This window comes from Geodermatophilus sp. SYSU D01180, assembly GCF_054050415.1.
The window spans coordinates 154,754-173,186 of record NZ_JBJGZH010000009.1; the positions used below are offsets into that span (position 1 = coordinate 154,754).

At 74.2% G+C, this 18,433-nt stretch carries 24 protein-coding genes; 19 read left to right on the forward strand and 5 right to left on the reverse strand.

The annotated features are described in order from the left end of the window. The first annotated feature begins 61 nt into the window (after nt 1-61). From secY to truA, 12 genes are all read left to right on the forward strand, one after another. Nucleotides 62-1,372, forward strand: a complete 1,311-nt coding sequence (secY, locus tag ACI8AA_RS11030) for a preprotein translocase subunit SecY (RefSeq protein ID WP_457044467.1) — start codon at nt 62-64, stop codon at nt 1,370-1,372. Beyond that, nucleotides 1,372-1,980: an adenylate kinase gene (locus ACI8AA_RS11035; protein ID WP_457044468.1), complete on the forward strand. Its 609-nt coding sequence runs from the start codon at nt 1,372-1,374 to the stop codon at nt 1,978-1,980. Before secY ends, ACI8AA_RS11035 begins: the two co-directional genes overlap by 1 nt. Nucleotides 1,981-2,050: 70 nt before the next feature. Beyond that, entirely contained in the window at nt 2,051-2,854 is an 804-nt protein-coding gene (gene map, locus ACI8AA_RS11040; protein WP_457044469.1) for a type I methionyl aminopeptidase, read from the forward strand. Nucleotides 2,855-3,160: 306 nt separating this feature from the next. Further along, entirely contained in the window at nt 3,161-3,382 is a 222-nt protein-coding gene (infA, locus tag ACI8AA_RS11045) for a translation initiation factor IF-1 (RefSeq protein ID WP_012950459.1), read from the forward strand. Between the two features lie 73 nt (nt 3,383-3,455). Next, nucleotides 3,456-3,569: a 50S ribosomal protein L36 gene (rpmJ, locus tag ACI8AA_RS11050; RefSeq protein WP_012950458.1), complete on the forward strand. Its 114-nt coding sequence runs from the start codon at nt 3,456-3,458 to the stop codon at nt 3,567-3,569. A gap of 15 nt (nt 3,570-3,584) precedes the next feature. Further along, nucleotides 3,585-3,965, forward strand: a complete 381-nt coding sequence (gene rpsM, locus ACI8AA_RS11055) for a 30S ribosomal protein S13 (protein ID WP_456548794.1) — start codon at nt 3,585-3,587, stop codon at nt 3,963-3,965. Between the two features lie 100 nt (nt 3,966-4,065). Continuing rightward, on the forward strand, nt 4,066-4,473 hold the full coding sequence (gene rpsK / locus ACI8AA_RS11060; protein WP_012950456.1) for a 30S ribosomal protein S11: 408 nt from the start codon (nt 4,066-4,068) through the stop codon (nt 4,471-4,473). Between the two features lie 35 nt (nt 4,474-4,508). Then, a complete protein-coding gene (rpsD, locus tag ACI8AA_RS11065; protein ID WP_456929490.1) occupies nt 4,509-5,135 on the forward strand; it encodes a 30S ribosomal protein S4 in 627 nt (208 codons plus the stop codon). A 120-nt stretch (nt 5,136-5,255) separates the two neighbouring features. After that, nucleotides 5,256-6,332, forward strand: coding sequence for a DNA-directed RNA polymerase subunit alpha (locus tag ACI8AA_RS11070; protein WP_457044470.1), 1,077 nt, complete (start codon nt 5,256-5,258; stop codon nt 6,330-6,332). A gap of 149 nt (nt 6,333-6,481) precedes the next feature. Further along, nucleotides 6,482-7,117, forward strand: a complete 636-nt coding sequence (gene rplQ, locus ACI8AA_RS11075; RefSeq protein ID WP_457044471.1) for a 50S ribosomal protein L17 — start codon at nt 6,482-6,484, stop codon at nt 7,115-7,117. Beyond that, on the forward strand, nt 7,114-7,491 hold the full coding sequence (locus ACI8AA_RS11080; RefSeq protein WP_456929487.1) for a hypothetical protein: 378 nt from the start codon (nt 7,114-7,116) through the stop codon (nt 7,489-7,491). The genes rplQ and ACI8AA_RS11080 overlap by 4 nt, the downstream gene beginning before the upstream one ends. A 73-nt stretch (nt 7,492-7,564) precedes the next feature. Further along, nucleotides 7,565-8,347 (forward strand): tRNA pseudouridine(38-40) synthase TruA, encoded by a 783-nt coding sequence (truA, locus tag ACI8AA_RS11085; RefSeq protein ID WP_457044485.1) that lies wholly within the window; start codon nt 7,565-7,567, stop codon nt 8,345-8,347. Between the two features lie 76 nt (nt 8,348-8,423). On the opposite strand, the gene ACI8AA_RS11090 is transcribed toward truA, so the two are convergent. Both ACI8AA_RS11090 and mobA read right to left on the reverse strand, forming a co-directional pair. After that, complete coding sequence (locus ACI8AA_RS11090) at nt 8,424-9,086, reverse strand: NAD(P)H-binding protein (protein WP_457044472.1); 663 nt, start codon at nt 9,084-9,086, stop codon at nt 8,424-8,426. A gap of 32 nt (nt 9,087-9,118) precedes the next feature. Further along, nucleotides 9,119-9,709, reverse strand: a complete 591-nt coding sequence (gene mobA, locus ACI8AA_RS11095) for a molybdenum cofactor guanylyltransferase (protein ID WP_457044473.1) — start codon at nt 9,707-9,709, stop codon at nt 9,119-9,121. A 41-nt stretch (nt 9,710-9,750) separates the two neighbouring features. Here mobA and fdhD point away from each other — a divergent pair, with 41 nt between their 5' ends. Continuing rightward, a complete protein-coding gene (fdhD, locus tag ACI8AA_RS11100; protein WP_457044474.1) occupies nt 9,751-10,578 on the forward strand; it encodes a formate dehydrogenase accessory sulfurtransferase FdhD in 828 nt (275 codons plus the stop codon). Here fdhD and ACI8AA_RS11105 read toward each other — a convergent pair. Genes ACI8AA_RS11105 through moeA form a run of 3 tightly spaced genes read right to left on the reverse strand, consistent with a single transcriptional unit; the run spans nt 10,575 to nt 12,720 of the window. Further along, complete coding sequence (locus ACI8AA_RS11105) at nt 10,575-11,063, reverse strand: MogA/MoaB family molybdenum cofactor biosynthesis protein (protein ID WP_457044475.1); 489 nt, start codon at nt 11,061-11,063, stop codon at nt 10,575-10,577. The genes fdhD and ACI8AA_RS11105 overlap by 4 nt on opposite strands. Next, nucleotides 11,060-11,530, reverse strand: a complete 471-nt coding sequence (gene moaC / locus ACI8AA_RS11110) for a cyclic pyranopterin monophosphate synthase MoaC (RefSeq protein ID WP_457044476.1) — start codon at nt 11,528-11,530, stop codon at nt 11,060-11,062. Before moaC ends, ACI8AA_RS11105 begins: the two co-directional genes overlap by 4 nt. Then, a complete protein-coding gene (gene moeA, locus ACI8AA_RS11115) occupies nt 11,527-12,720 on the reverse strand; it encodes a molybdopterin molybdotransferase MoeA (RefSeq protein WP_457044477.1) in 1,194 nt (397 codons plus the stop codon). The genes moaC and moeA overlap by 4 nt, the downstream gene beginning before the upstream one ends. A gap of 329 nt (nt 12,721-13,049) precedes the next feature. Between moeA and ACI8AA_RS11120 the strand changes: the two genes are divergently transcribed. The 6 genes from ACI8AA_RS11120 (at nt 13,050) to ACI8AA_RS11145 (ending at nt 18,131) form a co-directional block, all read left to right on the forward strand. Further along, nucleotides 13,050-13,535: a beta-class carbonic anhydrase gene (locus ACI8AA_RS11120; protein WP_457044478.1), complete on the forward strand. Its 486-nt coding sequence runs from the start codon at nt 13,050-13,052 to the stop codon at nt 13,533-13,535. A 60-nt stretch (nt 13,536-13,595) separates the two neighbouring features. Further along, nucleotides 13,596-14,804 (forward strand): DUF7373 family lipoprotein, encoded by a 1,209-nt coding sequence (locus ACI8AA_RS11125; RefSeq protein ID WP_457044479.1) that lies wholly within the window; start codon nt 13,596-13,598, stop codon nt 14,802-14,804. A 196-nt stretch (nt 14,805-15,000) separates the two neighbouring features. Continuing rightward, nucleotides 15,001-15,444 (forward strand): 50S ribosomal protein L13, encoded by a 444-nt coding sequence (rplM, locus tag ACI8AA_RS11130; protein WP_387987693.1) that lies wholly within the window; start codon nt 15,001-15,003, stop codon nt 15,442-15,444. After that, on the forward strand, nt 15,441-15,860 hold the full coding sequence (rpsI, locus tag ACI8AA_RS11135; protein WP_387987691.1) for a 30S ribosomal protein S9: 420 nt from the start codon (nt 15,441-15,443) through the stop codon (nt 15,858-15,860). The genes rplM and rpsI overlap by 4 nt, the downstream gene beginning before the upstream one ends. An 11-nt stretch (nt 15,861-15,871) precedes the next feature. Beyond that, complete coding sequence (gene glmM / locus ACI8AA_RS11140; protein ID WP_457044480.1) at nt 15,872-17,221, forward strand: phosphoglucosamine mutase; 1,350 nt, start codon at nt 15,872-15,874, stop codon at nt 17,219-17,221. Nucleotides 17,222-17,291: 70 nt separating this feature from the next. Continuing rightward, on the forward strand, nt 17,292-18,131 hold the full coding sequence (locus ACI8AA_RS11145; RefSeq protein WP_457044481.1) for a DUF427 domain-containing protein: 840 nt from the start codon (nt 17,292-17,294) through the stop codon (nt 18,129-18,131). Nucleotides 18,132-18,433 lie beyond the last annotated feature (302 nt).

The window sequence follows — 18,433 nt, forward strand, 5'->3', positions numbered from 1 at the left end:
GGCTGTGACCGGCGCGACCCCGACCGTTGCTAACCTCGTCCGACCGAGAAGGGGAGGGCACGTGCTGCAGGCGTTCGCCGCGGCGTTCCGGACGCCAGACCTCCGGCGCAAGTTGCTGTTCTCCCTGGCGATCATCGCCGTGTACCGGCTGGGCGCCTCGGTGCCCGGCCCGGGGGTCTCCGTCGAGGCGATCAACAGCTGTCTCGAGCAGGCGCAGGCGGGCAGCCAGCGCGACGTCTACTCGCTGGTGAACCTGTTCTCCGGCGGGGCGCTGCTCCGGCTGTCGATCTTCGCGCTGGGGATCATGCCGTACATCACCGCCAGCATCATCGTGCAGCTGCTGGTCGTGGTGATCCCGCGGTTCGAGCAGCTGAAGAAGGAAGGGCAGTCGGGCCAGCAGAAGCTGACCCAGTACACCCGCTACCTGACGATCGCCCTGGCCGTCCTGCAGAGCACCGGCATCATCGCCCTGGCCCGCAGCGGCCAGCTGTTCCCCGGCTGCCAGCAGGACATCATCCCGTCGGACAGCATCTGGACGACGGTCGTGCTCGTGATCGCGCTGACCGCCGGCACCGCGGTGATCATGTGGCTCGGCGAGCTGCTCACCGAGAAGGGGATCGGCAACGGCATGTCCGTGCTGATCTTCACCTCGATCGCTGCCCGCATCCCCGCCGAGGGCGGCTCGATCCTGCAGACCCGCGGCGGCGTCGTCTTCACCGTCGTCTGCGCCTTCGCCCTGCTGATCATCGGGGCCGTCGTCTACGTCGAGCAGGCGCAGCGACGGATCCCGGTCCAGTACGCCAAGCGCATGGTCGGCCGCCGCATGTACGGCGGCACCTCGACCTACCTCCCGCTCAAGGTGAACCAGGCCGGCGTCATCCCGGTCATCTTCGCCTCGTCGCTGCTCTACCTCCCGCAGCTGATCACCCAGCTCCAGGGCGACGAGACCGGGCCGGTCCGGCAGTTCTTCGAGAACTACGTCATCGACCAGAGCAGCCCGGTGCACGTCGCGCTGTACTTCGGCCTGATCGTGTTCTTCACGTACTTCTACGTGTCGATCACCTTCAACCCGGAGGAGCGGGCCGACGACATGAAGCGCTACGGCGGCTTCATCCCCGGCATCCGCCCGGGCCGGCCGACGGCGGAGTACCTGCAGTACGTGCTGTCCCGGATCACCCTGCCCGGGTCGATCTACCTCGGGATCGTCGCGGTGCTGCCGAACTTCTTCCTGTCGATCACGCAGCAGGGGGCGAACCAGAACTTCCCGTTCGGCGGGACCGCAGTGCTGATCATGGTGGGAGTGGGCTTGGAGACCGTGAAGCAGATCGAGACGCAGCTCAACCAGCGCAACTACGAAGGGTTCCTGAAGTAGTGCGCATCGTGCTGCTGGGTCCGCCGGGAGCCGGCAAGGGGACCCAGGCCCAGATCATCGCCGGCCAGCTGGGGGTGCCCGCCATCTCGACGGGCGACATCTTCCGCGCCAACGTCAGCGGTCAGACGCAGCTCGGCCGCAAGGCCAAGGTCTTCATGGACGCCGGCGACCTCGTCCCCGACGAGATCACCGTCGCGATGGTCAAGGACCGGCTCGCCGAGCCCGACGCGAAGGCCGGGTTCCTGCTCGACGGCTTCCCCCGCACGATCGCCCAGGCGGAGCAGCTGCGCGGCTCCCTCGAGGAGCTCGGGCACGGGCTGGACCGCGTCGTCGAGCTGGTCGTCGAGGAGGAGGAGCTGGTGCGCCGGCTCTCCGGCCGCCGGATGCTCGTCGACGGCGAGTGGGTGCAGCGCGACGACGACAGGCCCGAGACCGTGCGGCACCGCCTCGAGGTCTACCGGGAACAGACCGCCCCGCTGTCCGGGTTCTACGACGGCGAGGGGTTGCTGTCGCAGATCGACGCGATCGGCACCATCGAGGAGGTCACTGCCCGGGTGATGACCGCCCTGGGCCGGCCCGTGCAGCCCGGGCAGCCGAGCGACAGCTGAGGGGACGGCGCCGCCGATGTCGGCCGGGATCCTGGCCCGCCTCCCGCTGCTGGCGAAGTGGAGTGGACGCATGATCCAGATCAAGACACCGCACGAGATCGAGCTGATGCGCGGTGCCGGCCTCGTCGTCGCCAAGGCGATCGCCGCCGTCCGCGCGGCCGTCCGCCCGGGCGTGACCACCGCGGAGCTCGACGCGATCGCCGAGGACGTCATCCGCTCGTCCGGGGCGATCCCGTCGTTCCTGGGCTACCACGGCTTCACCGGCAGCATCTGCGCGTCGATCAACGACGAGGTCGTGCACGGCATCCCGAACTCGGAGCGCACCCTCGCCGAGGGCGACAACATCTCCATCGACTGCGGCGCCATCCTCGACGGCTGGCACGGCGACTCGGCGGTCACCGTGACCGTCGGGCCGCCGTCGGCCGAGGACGCCGCGCTCATCGCCGTCACCGAGCGGTCCATGTGGGCCGGCCTCGCGAGGGCCGTGGCCGGTGGCCGGCTGACCGACATCAGTGCCGCGGTCGAGCAGGCGATCACCGCCGAGGCGCACCCGTACGGGATCGTCGACCACTACGGCGGGCACGGCATCGGCACCGAGATGCACCAGGACCCGCACGTCCTCAACTACGGCCGGCCCGGCCGCGGCCCGCGGCTGGTCCCCGGCCTGGCGCTGGCGATCGAGCCCATGGTGACCGTGGGCGACCCCGCCACCGCCGAGCTCGAGGACGGCTGGACCGTGGTCACCAAGGACGGCTCCCGGGCCGCCCACTTCGAGCACACCGTCGCCATCACCCCGGAGGGGCCCTGGGTCCTCACGGCGGAGGACGGCGGCGTGGCGGGGCTGGCCCCCTTCGGGATCACCCCGCGCACCTGAGCGAGGACCCCCTCGCCCCCACCACTCGCGAGCCCGTGGCGGGCCGTGCGAGGGGGCCACCCGGGGCGTTCCGTTGTGACGGAGGCCGGGTTGGAGCGCCCCGCTGCAGCGGGGTACAGTGAACGACGGCGTTCGCGCCGTCCTGTCGTCGTGCTGTGGCCGCACGACCCGGGACGCCCTCGCGGGAGCGCCTGCACCACCTGGTCTGCAACCACCGCGTACGACCCGGCCGGCATCCGCCGCGGTCGCATGCGACTCCAGCACCACACCAACCAGCACCACCGAGTCAGGGAGGCCGTGTCGGGCATGGCGAAGAAGGACGGGGCCATCGAGGTCGAGGGTCGCGTCGTGGAGCCGCTGCCCAACGCGATGTTCCGGGTCGAGCTGCAGAACGGGCACCGGGTGCTCGCCCACATCAGCGGCAAGATGCGCCAGCACTACATCCGCATCCTGCCCGAGGACCGCGTCGTCGTGGAGCTCTCGCCCTACGACCTGACCCGCGGTCGCATCGTCTACCGCTACAAGTGACCGCCGCCGGCGCGGGGCACCTCCGGGTGCCGCGTGGGCGGCCATCGATCGACAGGAATGAGGGGCGGCACCGGTGAAGGTCCAGCCGTCGGTGAAGAAGATCTGCGACAAGTGCAAGGTGATCCGCCGGCACGGCCGGGTCATGGTCATCTGCGACAACGCCCGCCACAAGCAGCGGCAGGGCTGAGGGAGTACCTGAGACATGGCACGACTGGCCGGCGTCGACCTGCCCCGCGAGAAGCGGATGGAGATCGCGCTCACCTACATCTACGGGATCGGCAAGACCCACGCCAAGGAGACCCTCGCGGCGACCGGCGTGAGCCCCGACCTGCGGGCCAAGGACCTCTCCGACGAGGACCTGCTCAAGCTGCGCGACTACATCGACGAGCACTTCCGCGTCGAGGGTGACCTCCGCCGCGAGGTGGCCGCCGACATCCGCCGCAAGGTGGAGATCGGCTGCTACCAGGGCCTGCGCCACCGGCGCGGCCTGCCCGTGCACGGTCAGCGCACCCGCACCAACGCGCGCTCCAGCAAGGGCCCGCGCAAGACCATCGCCGGCAAGAAGAAGGCCGGCAAGAAGTAAGCCGTGAGGCGCGCTGTCGCACGACCCGTGAGGGCGGGAGCGACGGTGCGCCCCTCGTGCTCATCTGGCCACTGAACGCTCAGAAGGAAACCGGAGAGACATGCCTCCCAGGGCTCGCGCCGCGGCTGGTGCCAAGAAGGTCCGCCGCAAGGAGAAGAAGAACGTCGCCCACGGCGCCGCTCACATCAAGAGCACGTTCAACAACACGATCGTGTCGATCACCGACCCGACCGGCAACGTGATCAGCTGGGCCTCCGCCGGCCACGTCGGCTTCAAGGGCTCGCGCAAGTCGACGCCGTTCGCCGCCCAGATGGCCGCCGAGAACGCCGCGCGCAAGGCCCAGGAGCACGGCATGCGCAAGGTCGACGTCTTCGTGAAGGGCCCGGGCTCGGGCCGCGAGACCGCGATCCGCTCGCTGCAGGCCACCGGCCTCGAGGTGGGGCAAATCCAGGACGTGACGCCGCAGCCGCACAACGGCTGCCGCCCGAAGAAGCGCCGCCGGGTCTGACCGGCCACTGACGAGAAGAACGAGGAGTACCTGACGTGGCCCGTTACGCCGGAGCCGACTGCCGCCTCTGCCGGCGCGAGAAGATGAAGCTGTTCCTCAAGGGCAGCAAGTGCGAGTCCCCGAAGTGCCCGATCGAGATCCGGCCCTACCCGCCGGGCGAGCACGGCCGGGGCCGCAGCAAGGACAGCGAGTACCTCCTGCAGCTGCGCGAGAAGCAGAAGGCCCGCCGCATCTACGGCGTCCTCGAGAAGCAGTTCCGCGGCTACTACGAGGAGGCCAACCGCAAGACCGGCAAGACCGGTGAGGTCCTGCTGCAGATCCTGGAGTCCCGCCTGGACAACGTCGTGTACCGGGCCGGCTGGGGCGAGAGCCGCGACATGGCCCGCCAGCTGGTCAAGCACGGCCACATCCGGGTGAACGGCCGCAAGGTCGACATCCCGTCCTACCGGGTCAGCGCGAACGACATCATCGAGGTCGCCGAGAAGTCGCGGCGGATGGTGCCCTTCGAGATCGCCCAGGCCCGCGCCGGCGAGCGCCCCGTGCCGCCGTGGCTGGAGGTCATCAGCGGCCAGCTGCGCGCCGTCGTGCACAGCGTCCCGGCCCGCCAGGTGATCGACACCCCGGTGCAGGAGCAGCTGATCGTCGAGCTCTACTCCAAGTAAGGGCTCGCAGCACCACAGCACCACCCGGCCCCGGCGGGCGGACCGATGTCCGCCGGGGCCCGCACCACCCCCTCACGGCGTCATATGGCGGGCGCCGGAGGACCCAAGGGAGAACACACGATGCTCATCGCACAGCGTCCGACGCTGACCGAGGAGACCCTCACCGAGCAGCGCTCGCGGTTCGTCATCGAGCCGCTCGAGCCCGGCTTCGGCTACACCCTCGGCAACTCGCTGCGGCGCACCCTCCTGTCCTCGATCCCCGGCGCTGCCGTCACCAGCATCCGGATCGAGGGCACCCTGCACGAGTTCACCACCGTGCCCGGGGTCAAGGAGGACGTCACCGAGATCATCCTCAACCTCAAGGGCCTGGTCGTCAGCTCCGACTCCGACGAGCCGGTGACCATGTACCTGCGCAAGCAGGGCCCCGGTGAGGTCACCGCCGCCGACATCGCGCCCCCGGCCGGTGTCGAGGTGCACAACCCCAACCTGCACATCGCCACCCTCAACGGCAAGGGCCGCCTCGAGATCGAGCTGGTCGTCGAGCGGGGCCGCGGGTACGTCCCGGCGCCGCAGAACAAGCAGCCCGGCCAGGAGATCGGCCGCATCCCGGTCGACTCGATCTACTCGCCGGTCCTCAAGGTCACCTACGCCGTCGAGGCCACCCGCGTCGAGCAGCGCACCGACTTCGACCGCCTCGTCGTCGACGTCGAGACCAAGCCGTCGATCGCGCCGCGCGACGCCATCGCCTCCGCCGGCTCCACGCTGGTCGAGCTGTTCGGCCTGCTGCGCGAGCTGAACGTCGACGCCGAGGGCATCGAGGTCGGGCCCAGCCCGGCCGAGGCCGCCGACATCGCGAACTTCTCGATGCCGATCGAGGACATGGACCTCACGGTCCGGTCCTACAACTGCCTCAAGCGCGAGGGCGTGCACACCGTCGGCGAGCTGGTCACCCGCTCGGAGGCCGACCTGCTCGACATCCGCAACTTCGGGGCCAAGTCGATCGACGAGGTCAAGATGAAGCTGGCGGCCATGGGCCTGGCGCTCAAGGACAGCCCGCCCGGGTTCATCCCGACGTCGGTCGAGAGCTACGACGAGGGCTACGAGACCGACGCCTACCAGGGCCACGGCGAGTACGGCACCGAGTACGGGCAGGTCCAGTACGACGAGGGCTCCTACCAGGAGACCGAGCAGCTCTGACGCTGCACCGGCCGGGCGGCGGGACGACCGCCGCCCGGCCGGACCGCGTGGGCCCGGCTGAGGCGGGTCCGCCACACTGACACAGCGACGACAGCACCACCTGGATGCAGCCGGCACACGCCCGCCCGGCCGCCTGAGGAAGGACCGACATGCCCACCCCCACCAAGGGCCCCCGTCTCGGCGGGTCCGCCTCCCACGAGCGGCTGATGCTGGCGAACCTGGCCACGTCGCTGTTCGAGCACGGGCGGATCACCACCACCGAGGCGAAGGCGAAGCGGCTGCGCCCGTTCGCCGAGAAGCTGGTCACCTTCGCCAAGCGCGGTGACCTGCACGCGCGCCGCCAGGTGATGACGGTCATCCGGGACAAGGACGTCGTCCACCACCTGTTCGCCGAGATCGGCCCGCGCTTCGAGAACCGGCCCGGCGGCTACACCCGCATCACCAAGGTCGGTCCCCGCAAGGGCGACAACGCCCCCATGGCCGTCATCGAGCTCGTCGAGGCGCTGACCGTGGCCCAGCAGGCCGTCGGTGAGGCCGAGCGCGCCCGCGGCACCCGCTTCGCCGCCGGCGCCGGCGCGGCCGCCGCCTCCGGTGAGGTCACCGCGGACGCCGTCGAGACCGCCGCGGCCGACGAGGACACCACCGCGGCCGCCGGGACCGCCGAGGCCACCGACGCCGACGCGACCGAGGTCGAGGCTGCCGACGCCGAGGCGACCGACGCCGACGACACCGCCGTGGCCGCTGACGCCGAGGCCCCGGCCGAGGACGCGGACGGCTCCAAGTGACCGAGCAGCCGGGCCAGGGCGGCGACGCCGGCGCGGCCGGGGTCTCCGCCGGCGGCGGCGACCAGGGCGCGACCTTCGAGGGGGAGACCACCGGTCCCGGTGGCGACACCTCGCCGGCCGTGACCTCCGGTGAGGTCGACGCCGAGGCGCAGGAGGTCGTCACCGACCTCTACAACCCGGACGGCGAGCGCCAGGACGACGGCGACGTGACCCCCGAGCCCAAGGCCGAGAACCTGGCCGTGGTCGAGGACCCGGCGCTGTCCCCGGACGTGGCCGCCGCGGCGGCCGCCGAGATCGAGGCCGCCGAGATCGGGGACGCCGCGACCGCGGGCACCCACGCCCCCGGCGGCGAGTCCGCGCCCGACCCGAAGTGACGCGCTGCTGAACACCGAGCACCACCGCGACGAGCCCGCTCCCGATCCCGGGGGCGGGCTCGTCCGTCTCCGGCTGTCCGTCGCCTACGACGGGACGGACTTCTCCGGCTGGGCCCGCCAGCCCGGCCGGCGCACCGTGCAGGGCGAACTGGAGGCCGCGCTGGCCACCGTGCTGCGCGCGCCGGTCGAGCTGACCGTGGCCGGCCGCACCGACGCCGGCGTGCACGCCACCGGCCAGGTCGCGCACGCCGACGCCCCGCGCGCCGCCTGGGAGGAGCAGCGCGAGCGCCTCGTCCGCCGGCTGCGCGGCCTCCTCCCGCCGGACGTGGCCGTCCCCGCCGTGACGGAGGCGCCGCCCGGGTTCGACGCCCGCTTCGGCGCCCTGGCTCGGCACTACGTCTACCGGCTCACCGACAGCGACGCCGGGCCGCCACCGCTGCGCCGCGCGGACACGGTCGGCTGGCCCCGCCGGCTCGACGCCGCCGCGATGGACGCCGCCGCCCGCCTGATGACCGGTGAGCACGACTTCGCCGCCTTCTGCCGCCGCCGGGAGGGCGCCACGACCGTCCGCACGCTGCTGGAGCTGGCCGTGGCCCGCGACGGCGACGTGGTGACCGTCAGCGCGTCCGCGGACGCCTTCTGCCACTCGATGGTGCGCAGCCTCGTCGGCTCGCTGGTCGCGGTCGGGGAGGGGCGCCGGACGCCGGAGTGGCCCGCCGGCCTGCTCGACCGCCGGGAGCGCGCGAGTGAGGTCGTCGTCGCGCCGCCCGGGGGGCTCACGCTGGTGCGGGTGGACTACCCGGCCGACGCCGACCTCGCCGCCCGGGCACTCGTCACCCGCGCGCGCCGCGACTAGTGGAAGGACCCCCTCCTGGGTCCCCTCGGACGCTCGGGGACGCCCTGGAGGGGGCCGAAGAGCCGGAACTCGAAGATCACGGCAACGCGCCCACGGCCTCGGCGATCGGGGTGTCGCCGGACACCAGCTCCACGACCTCGTTCGTCTTGCTCGAGTCGAGGAAGGCCAGCAGGACCGCGGCGACGTCGTCGCGGGGGACCTCGCCGTACCCGACCCCGTGGGCGAGGGTGACCCGGCCGGTGCCGGGCTCGTCGGTGAGCCGGCCGGGCCGCACGATCACGGTGTCCAGCGCGGTGCGCGGCAGGATGACGTCCTCGGCGCGCAGCTTGGCCTGCAGGTAGACGGCGAACACCGGGTCCATGCCCTTCGGCGTCCCCTGCCGGGCCTGCTCGACGCCCATCGAGGACACCAGCAGGTAGGGGCGGACGCCGGCGCGCTCGGCGGCGTCGGCCAGCAGCACGGCGGCGCCGTGGTCGACGGTGTGCTTGCGCTCCGCGCCGCTGCCCGGGCCGGCGCCCGCCGCGAACACGACGGCGTCGGCGCCGCGGACGACCGCCGCGACGTCGTCGACCGAGGCGGACTCCAGGTCCAGCACCGCGGGGGTCACGCCGTCGGCCTCGAGGTCGGCGGTGTGCCCGGGGTTGCGGACGATGCCGACGACGGTGTCCCCACGTCCGGAGAGCAGCCGGCCGAGGCGGCGGGCGACCTGACCGTGGGCACCGGCGATGACGACGCGCATGCCGCCGTCCTACCACCCGGCGGCCGGGGCGGTCACCCGCCGGCGTCCCTGCGGGCCCGGGCGAGGTCGGCGGGGGTGTCGCAGTCGGTCCACGGCGGCGGGCTGCCCGGCTCGCGGGGCGGGGACCACCGGGTGACCGCCAGCCGCCCGACCACCCGGCGGACCGGCACCGGCCCGTCCGCACCGGCCACGGCCGCCCGGAGGGCCGCGGTCCGCCAGACGCCGAGCAGGTACTGGTCGCGGCCGGCGTCGTCGACGACCAGGACGCCGTCGGCGGTCAGCCGGGAGCGCAGGTCGCGGAGCAGCCCCGGGGTGACGAACGGCAGGTCGCCGGCGAGGACGGCGACCACGTCGGTGTCGACGACGGCGAGGCCCGCGCGCACCGCCGCGACGGGTCCACCCCCGGGCGGGCGCTCCCGGACCACGCGGACGCCCCTGGGGACCGGCTGCGGCGGCCCGACGACGACACGCGGCGCGGCGTCGGGGACCGCGGCGAGGACGGCCTCGAGCATCGTGCGGCCGCCCACCTCGAGCTGCGGCTTGGCCTGTCCGCCCAGCCGGGCCGCGCGGCCGCCGGCCAGGACCACCGCCGCGTAGGGCGGGAGCGGGTCCGGCGCGGTCACGGTCCGACCGTAGGGGCCGCGCGTGGGTACCGTCCCCGTTCGTGGGACGAGTCACCAGCCGCACCCCCGTGCTGCGCATCCGGGGCCCCGTGCGCACCACCCGGCCCGACACGGTGGCCGCCGAGGAGCCCCTGGAGATCCGGCTGGCCGGGTCGCCGCTGGCGGTCACCATGCGCACGCCCGGCGCGGACTTCGACCTGGTGCACGGCTTCCTGGCCACCGAGGGCGTCATCGGCGGCGTCGAGGACGTCGCCGGGCTGCGCTACTGCGACTCGGTCGACGCCGAGGGCCGCAACACCTACAACGTCGTCGACATCGACCTGGCGCCGGGCGTCGAGCCGCCGGACACCGCACTGGACCGCAACTTCCTCACCTCCAGCTCGTGCGGCGTCTGCGGCAAGGCGAGCATCGACGCGATCCGCACCCGCACCCGCCACGACGTCGCCGGCGACGGCACCCGGCTGGAGCTGGCCACGCTGCTGGCGCTGCCGGACCGGCTCCGGGCGGCGCAGGAGGTGTTCACGAAGACCGGCGGCCTGCACGCGGCGGGGCTGTTCACCGCCGACGGCGAGCTGGTGGTGCTGCGCGAGGACGTCGGCCGGCACAACGCGGTGGACAAGGTGGTCGGCGACGCGCTGCGCGCCGGCCGGATGCCGCTGGCGGGCCACGTGCTCATGGTGAGCGGCCGGGCGAGCTTCGAGCTGACGCAGAAGGCGGCGATGGCCGGCATCCCGGTGCTCGCCGCGGTGTCGGCGCCGTCGTCGCTGGCGGTGGAGCTGGCCGCCGACGTCGGCATCACGCTGGTCGGCTTCCTCCGCGGCGACGGCTGCAACGTCTACACCCGCCAGGAGCGCATCGTCCTCGACTAGTGGTCGCCGCCGCGGAGCTGGCTGACCACGTGGGGGAGCAGCGGGCCGAGGACGGCGAGCCCGTCGCGCACGCCGCCGGTGGAGCCGGGCAGGTTCACGACCAGCGTCCGCCCCGCGGTGCCGGCGATGCCCCGGGACAGCACCGAGGTCGGCACCTGGGCCTCGCCGTACCGGCGCACCGCCTCCGCCAGCCCCGGCGCCTCGCGCTCGACCACCGCGCGGGTGGCCTCGGGCGTGACGTCGGTGGGGGACAGGCCGGTGCCGCCGGTGGTGAGGACGACGTCGGCACCCGACGCCACCGCCTCGCGGAGGACGGCGACGAGCGCGTCGACGTCGTCGGGGCGCACGTGCGGCCCCTCGACCGCGAAGCCGAGCGAGCGCAGCCCCTCGGCCAGCGCCTGCCCGCTGCGGTCCTCGTAGACCCCGGCCGAGGCGCGGTTGGACGCGGTGACGACGACGGCGCGGGCGCCCTCCGGGAGGGTCACCGCCGCCACTCGCCGCTCTTGCCGCCGGACTTGGCCAGCAGCCGCACGTCGGTGATCGAGGCCCGCGGGTCCACGGCCTTGACCATGTCGATGACCGTCAGCCCGGCGACGGCGACCGAGGTCAGCGCCTCCATCTCCACGCCGGTGCGGTCGGCGGTGCGGGCGGTGGCGGTGATCTCCACGGCGTCGTCGGCGACCTCGACGTCGACGGTGACGCCGTGCAGCGCGATCGGGTGGCACAGCGGCACGAGGTCCGGCGTCCGCTTGGCCCCGGCGATGCCGGCGATCCGCGCGACGGCGACCGCATCGCCCTTGGGCACGCCCTCGCCGCGCAGCAGCGCCACCACCTCGGGGCTGACCAGCACCCGGCCGGCGGCGGTGGCCTCGCGGGCGGTCACCGGCTTGGCGGAGACGTCGACCATCCGGGCGGCGCCCCGCTCGTCGACGTGCGTGAGGCGGTCGGTCACTGCAGCGCTCCCTCGATCAGGACGACGTCGACCTCGGCGCCCGCGGGCAGCTCGGTGACGTCCTCGGGCACGACGACCAGGCAGTTGGCCCGGGCCAGGTGGGCGACCAGGTGCGAGCCGGGCCCGCCGACCTGGGAGACGCGGCCGGCGTCGTAGCGGCCGCGGAGGAACTGGCGGCGCCCGGCGGGGGAGCGCAGCGGCGCGGTGAGCACCGCGGGCGCGCGCAGCCGGCCGGGCGCGGCGTGCCCGAGCGCCCGGCGCAGCGCCGGGCGGACGAACACCTCGAAGGACACGAACGAGCTCACCGGGTTGCCCGGCAGCGTGACCACGGGGACGCCGTCGACGGTGCCCGCGCCCTGCGGGCCGCCCGGCTGCATCGCGACCTTGACGAAGTCGACCGTGCCGAGCGTGCCGAACGCGTCCTTGACCACCTCGTAGGCGCCGGCGCTCACGCCGCCGCTGGTGACCAGCAGGTCGGCGTCGGCCAGCTCGGCGCGCACGGTGGCGAGGAACCGGCCGACGTCGTCGGGCACGAAGTGCAGTCGCCGCGCGGTGCCGCCGGCGTCCTCGACCGCGGCGCACAGCAGCAGCGAGTTCGACTCGTACACCTGCCCGGGCAGCAGCGGCTCGCCCGGCTCGACCAGCTCGCTGCCGGTGGACAGCACCAGCACCCGCGGGCGGCGGCGCACCCACAGCGTCCGGGCGCCCACCGCGGCGGCCAGGCCGAGCTGCGCGGCGCCCAGCGGGCTGCCGGCCTCCAGCGCGACGGTGCCCGCGGTGATGTCCTCCCCGGCGCGGCGCAGGTGGGTGCCGGCCGCCGGCGCGTCGCGGATCTCGACGACGTCGGTCGCGGCGTCGGTCAGCTCCACGGGGACCACGACGTCGGCGCCCGGCGGCAGCAGCGCGCCGGTCATGATCCGCTGCACGGTGCCCGGCGCCAGGGGGACGACGTCGGTGCGGCCGGCCGGGACGTCGTCGGCCACCGGCAGCCGGGCGGGCAGCGCGCCGAGCTCGGCGGACCGGGCGGCGTAGCCGTCCATCGCGGAGTTGTCGAAGCCGGGCAGCGGCACCTCCGCGACGACGTCGCGGGCCAGCACCCGGCCGTGCGCCGCGGGCAGCGGCACCTCCTCCTCGCCGAGCGGGGCCAGCAGGGCGGCGACCACCGCCTGGTGTTCCTCGACCGTGCGCACCCGGTCATCCTGGCGGATGGGCCCCGGCCCGGCTGGCGGGTGCCCGGGGCCGCGGGCAGCGTGGGCGGGGTGACCGACGTCGTCGTGCCCGGGCGGGCCGGGCGGGACCTGGTGCTGCGGGTCGGGCGGCTGCCCCTGGCGGGCGGCTCGGTGGGACGTGGACCGCCGGGTCGAGGTGCTCGGCGGCCGCCCGGACCTCTCCCCGGCGGCGCTCGCCGGCCAGGTCGCCCGCGAGCGCGTGGTGGCGGCATAGGAAGCTGTCCCCACGTCCGCGCGCCCGAGACGTGCGGAGAGCTTCCTTTGCCCGAGCACACGAGAGGAGCGCCCGCGTGGCCGAGTACGAGAAGATGCTGGCCGCCAACGAGGAGTGGGCCCGCGACTTCCAGGGCGGGCTGCCGGTGGCCCCGGCGCGCAAGGTCGCCGTCGTCGCCTGCATGGACTCCCGCATGCCGCTGTTCCCGCTGCTCGGCCTGGCCGTGGGCGACGCGCACGTCATCCGCAACGCCGGCGGTGTGGTCACCGACGACACCATCCGCTCGCTGACCATCTCCCAGCACGTGCTCGGCACCCGCGAGATCGTGCTGGTGCACCACACCGACTGCGGCCTGCAGAAGACCGACGACGCCTCGTTCGCCGACCTGGTCGAGCAGGCCACCGGCGTGCGCCCGCCGTGGCCCGCGCGCACGTTCACCGACGCCGACGAGGACGTCCGCGAGTCGATCCGGCTGCTGCAGGAGAGCCCGTTCCTCCTGTCCAAGGAGATCTGCGGCACCGTCTACGACGTCGAGACCGGGCTCCTGCACCGCGTCGGCTGACCGCTCGCCCGTGTCCCCGCGTGCGTGACCTGCGCGGACGCCGCCCCTAGGCTCCCGCCCGTGACGGGGACACGGGGACGACGGCTGGGCGCTGCGGGCGCCGCGGTGGCCGCGGCGGTGCTGCTGGCGGGGTGCACGAGCACGGTGACCGGGACGGCGACCCCGCCGGCCGCGGCCGCGACGACGACGAGCGAGCCCCCGGCGACGACGACGCCGTCCGGCGCGCCCGTCGACGTCACGCCCGCCCCCGAGCCCACCGTCGGCACCCTGCTCGAGGCCCACCGCATCGCCTCGGTGACCTCGCTGGTGCAGACCACCTTCCCGGCGCGGACGGACACCTGCTTCCCGTCCGGGCCGTGGAGCGACTCCGGCGCCCTCGACGCCGCCTACTTCGGCACCGGGACGGCGGGCCCGATCCTCGACCGCTGGGGCTTCGTCACCGCCTGGGGCCAGTGCAACAGCGACCCCGGCGACGGCGCCGGCACCCTGACCATGGTCGCCGAGCTGTCCGACCCCGGGTCCGCGCGGCGGGCGGCCGCGGAGCTCGCCGCCGACCAGGCCGACGGCTACCGGGCGGCCGAGATCCCCGGCGTCGACGGCGAGGTGCTGCTGCAGGAGGGCGGCGGGGAGGACGTCGTCCAGGCGTTCGTGCCGGTCGGCCGGATGCTCGCCTACGCGTACCACAGCACCGCCCCCGGCCAGGGCCTCGACGACGTCGGCCGGCTCATGAGCGACCAGGTCGGGCTGCTGCAGGGCTTCACCCCCACGCCGCAGGCGCAGGTGCCCACGCTGCCCACCGACCCGGTCGGCCTGCAGTCGCTCACCCTCGACCCGCCCGGCGACTTCACGGAGTTCTCCGGCCCCTACGACCTCGAGGGCTACCTGCGGCTGGCGATCGACCCGGCCCGGGAGCGCGACCTGCTGTCGGCCAACGGGTTCCGCGGCTTCTACGCCAAGCAGTCCGACGAGGACGAGCTCAGCTACGCGGTGGCGCTGTACGCCTTCCCGACGTCGATGGAGACCAACGCCGTCTACACGACGTTCGCCGAGCTTGAGGGCGCCGAGTTCGGTGGCACCCGGTTCACGCTGCCCTCCGTCCCCGACGCCCCGTGCTTCTGGTTCCAGGCAGGGGAGAGCTACTACCAGCGCTGCTACGTCGGCTACGGCAGCCACCTCGCCAGCGTCGACGTCCTCGGCCTCGCCGCCGCCGACGACGTCGCCGCGATGGACCGGCTGCTGCCCGCCCAGCGGGACCTCATCACCCGCTGAAGGACCCTCCTGCCCCCACCACTCGCTCCGCTCGCGGCGGGGCCCTGCAGGAGGGCCGTTCCAGCACGTCACCAGGCTGGTATCGTCGTCGGCTGGTGCGCGGCCGCCGGCTGGTGCGCGCGCGCCGTCGGCGTCTCCCGTCCTCGGTGAGGCGATCCCACCAGCCACCCCGACGACGACGGAGGACACGAGCGCCGTGCGCACGTACTCACCCAAGCCCGGCGAGGTCACCCGCGCCTGGCACGTCATCGACGCCACCGACGTGGTGCTCGGTCGACTCGCCAGCCAGGTCGCGACCCTGCTGCGCGGCAAGCACAAGCCCCAGTTCGCCCCGCACGTCGACGTCGGTGACTTCGTCGTCGTCGTGAACGCTAACAAGATCGCCCTCACCGGCTCCAAGCGCGACCAGAAGACCGCCTACCGGCACTCCGGCTACCCGGGCGGTCTGCGCGCCATCAACGTCGGCGACCAGCTGCGCACGCACCCCGACCGCGTCGTCGAGCGCGCGGTGAAGGGCATGCTGCCGCACAACAGCCTCGGCCGGCAGATGATCAAGAAGCTGAAGGTGTACGCGGGCCCCGAGCACCCGCACGCCGCCCAGCAGCCCCAGACGTTCGAGATCAAGCAGGTGGCCCAGTGACCTCCCCCCTCACCGTGACCGACGCCGAGGGGCGCCCGGTCCAGACCGTCGGCCGGCGCAAGGAGGCCGTCGTCCGCGTGCGGCTCGTGCCCGGCACCGGCCAGTTCCGCCTCAACGGCCGCAGCCTCGAGCAGTACTTCCCGAACAAGGTCCACCAGCAGCTCATCCGCGAGCCGTTCGTGACCCTCGAGAAGGCCGAGCAGTACGACGTCGTCGGCATCCTCAAGGGCGGCGGCGTCACCGGCCAGGCCGGCGCGCTGCGCCTGGCGATCGCCCGCGCCCTGATCGAGGTCGAGGCCGAGGACCGCCCGGCCCTCAAGAAGGCCGGCTTCCTCACCCGCGACGCGCGGGTCAAGGAGCGCAAGAAGTACGGGCTCAAGAAGGCCCGCAAGGCGCCTCAGTACTCGAAGCGCTGACCGGCACCGCCGTGGGTCGCCTCTTCGGGACCGACGGCGTCCGGGGTCGGGCCAACGCCGACCTCACGCCGGAGTTGGCCCTCTCGGTGGCGCGTGCCGCCGCCAACGTGCTCGCCGACCGCGACGGGACCTCGCGTCCCGTCGCGGTCGTCGGGCGTGACCCCCGCGCCAGCGGGGAGATGCTCGAGGCCGCCGTGGTGGCGGGCCTCGCGAGCGCGGGCGCCGAGGTGCTGCGCGTCGGCGTGCTGCCCACCCCGGCCGTCGCCTTCCTCACCGCCGAGACCGGCGCCGACCTCGGCGTCATGATCTCGGCCAGCCACAACCCGATGCCCGACAACGGCATCAAGCTGTTCAGCCGCGGCGGCCACAAGCTGCCCGACGCGGTCGAGGCGGCGATCGAGCAGACCATCGCCACCTCCCGCCGGAGCACCGACGGCCACCGCCCGACCGGTGCGGCCATCGGCCGGGTCCGCGACCTGCCCGGCGCCGCCGAGGACTACGCCAAGCACCTGCTGTCGACGCTCCCGGCGTCGGTGTCCGGCCTGCGCCTGGTCGTCGACTGCGCGCACGGCTCGGCGGCGACCGTCGCCCCCGACGTCTACCGCCGCGCCGGCGCCGAGGTCACCGTCATCGGCGGCGAGCCCGACGGCTGGAACATCAACGACGGCATCGGCTCCACCCACCTGGGCCCGCTGACCGACGCCGTCCGCGAGACCGGCGCGGACCTCGGCATCGCGCACGACGGCGACGCCGACCGCTGCCTCGCGGTCACCGCCGACGGCCGGGTGGTCGACGGCGACGCGATCCTCGCCGTGTGCGCGCTGGCGCTCAAGGAGCGCGGCGAGCTCGCCCGGGACACCGTCGTCGCCACGGTGATGAGCAACCTCGGCTTCCACCACACGATGCGCGACGCCGGCATCGCGGTGCACACCACCGCCGTCGGCGACCGCTACGTCCTCGAGGCGCTGCGCGAGCAGGGGCTCAGCCTCGGCGGGGAGCAGAGCGGCCACCTGGTCTTCCTCGACCACGCCACCACCGGCGACGGCCTGCTCACCGGGCTGTCGCTGCTGTCCCGCGTGGCCGCCACCGGCACCTCGCTCGCCGACCTCGCCTCGGTGGTGCGCCGGCTCCCGCAGACCCTGGTCAACGTCCCGGTCCGCGACCGCATCCGGGTCGTGGAGAGCGAGGCCGTGGGCAGCGCGGTCAACGCGGCCGAGGCCGAGCTCGGCGACGACGGCCGGGTGCTGCTGCGGCCCTCCGGCACCGAGCAGCTCGTGCGCGTGATGGTCGAGGCGCCCACCCAGGAGCTCGCCGACGGGATCGCCTCCCGGCTCGCCGCGGTCGTCGCCGCCGTCGACTGACCGCCCGGGCTGGACCGGGGCGGCGTCCCGGGACGAGCATGGCGCCCACCGGCCCTGGCGGGAGGACGCGATGACCGTGCGGATGCGCGACCTGGTCGGCGGGGCCGTCGGCCGGCTCCGGTACGAGCCCACCGCCAAGCGGGTGCGGGCCGAGGCCGGCGGCGCCGTCGTCGCGCTCACCGACCGGGCGCTGCTGGTGTGGGAGCCCCGGCGGGTGGTGCCCTCCTACGCGGTTCCGCGCGAGGACCTGCGCGGGACCCTCACCCCCGCCCCGGCCCCGCCCGCGGACGTCCCGGCGGGCACCGGCTTCGCCATCCCCGACGTGACCGAGCTGCGCGTGCTCGACCCCCGGGTGCCGTTCTCGGTGCGCAGCACGCCGGGGGAGCCGGTGGTGGTGCGGGTGCCGGGCAGCGACCGCGTCGTCGAGGGGTTCTGCCCGGCCGACCCGGCGCTGGCCGGCTACGTCGTCCTGGACTTCGGCGGCTGCGACGCCTGGTTCGAGGAGGACGAGCCGGTGCACGGGCACCCGCGTGACCCGTTCCACCGCGTCGACGTCCGGACCGGCTCGCGACACGTGCGGGTGTCGGCGGCGGGGCAGGTGCTGGCGGAGTCGGCGCGGCCGCGCCTGGTGTTCGAGACCCTGCTGCCGGTGCGCTGGTACCTGCCGGCCGAGGACGTCGTCGCCGACCTGGTGCCCAGCGGGACGCGCACCTGGTGCGCCTACAAGGGCGAGGCGGAGTACTGGTCGGTGCGGACCGGCGACGGGCTGGTCCCGGACGCCGTGTGGAGCTACCGCGACCCGCTCCCCGACGCGGCTCAGCTCCGGGGGCTGCTGTGCTTCTTCGACGAGCGCTTCGACGTGGCCGTCGATGGCGTACCGCGCCCGCGCCCGGTGACGCCCTGGTCCTGACCGGCCCGGTGGGGCGGGTGGGACGGGCTCCGCGTCTCACACGTCAGAGGGACGGATCGGTCCCCCTTCCCCGGTAGCCTCGGTACACATGTGCGGCATCGTGGGTTACGTCGGCCCCCAGAACGCCCTGGACGTCGTCCTCGAGGGCCTGCGCCGGCTCGAGTACCGCGGGTACGACTCCGCGGGCGGGGGGGGGGGGGGGGGGGGGGGGGGGGGGGGGGGGGGGGGGGGGGGGGGGGGGGGGGGGGGGGGGGGGGGGCCGGGGGCCAGGGTGGGCGGCGGGCCCCCGCGGGGGGGGGTCC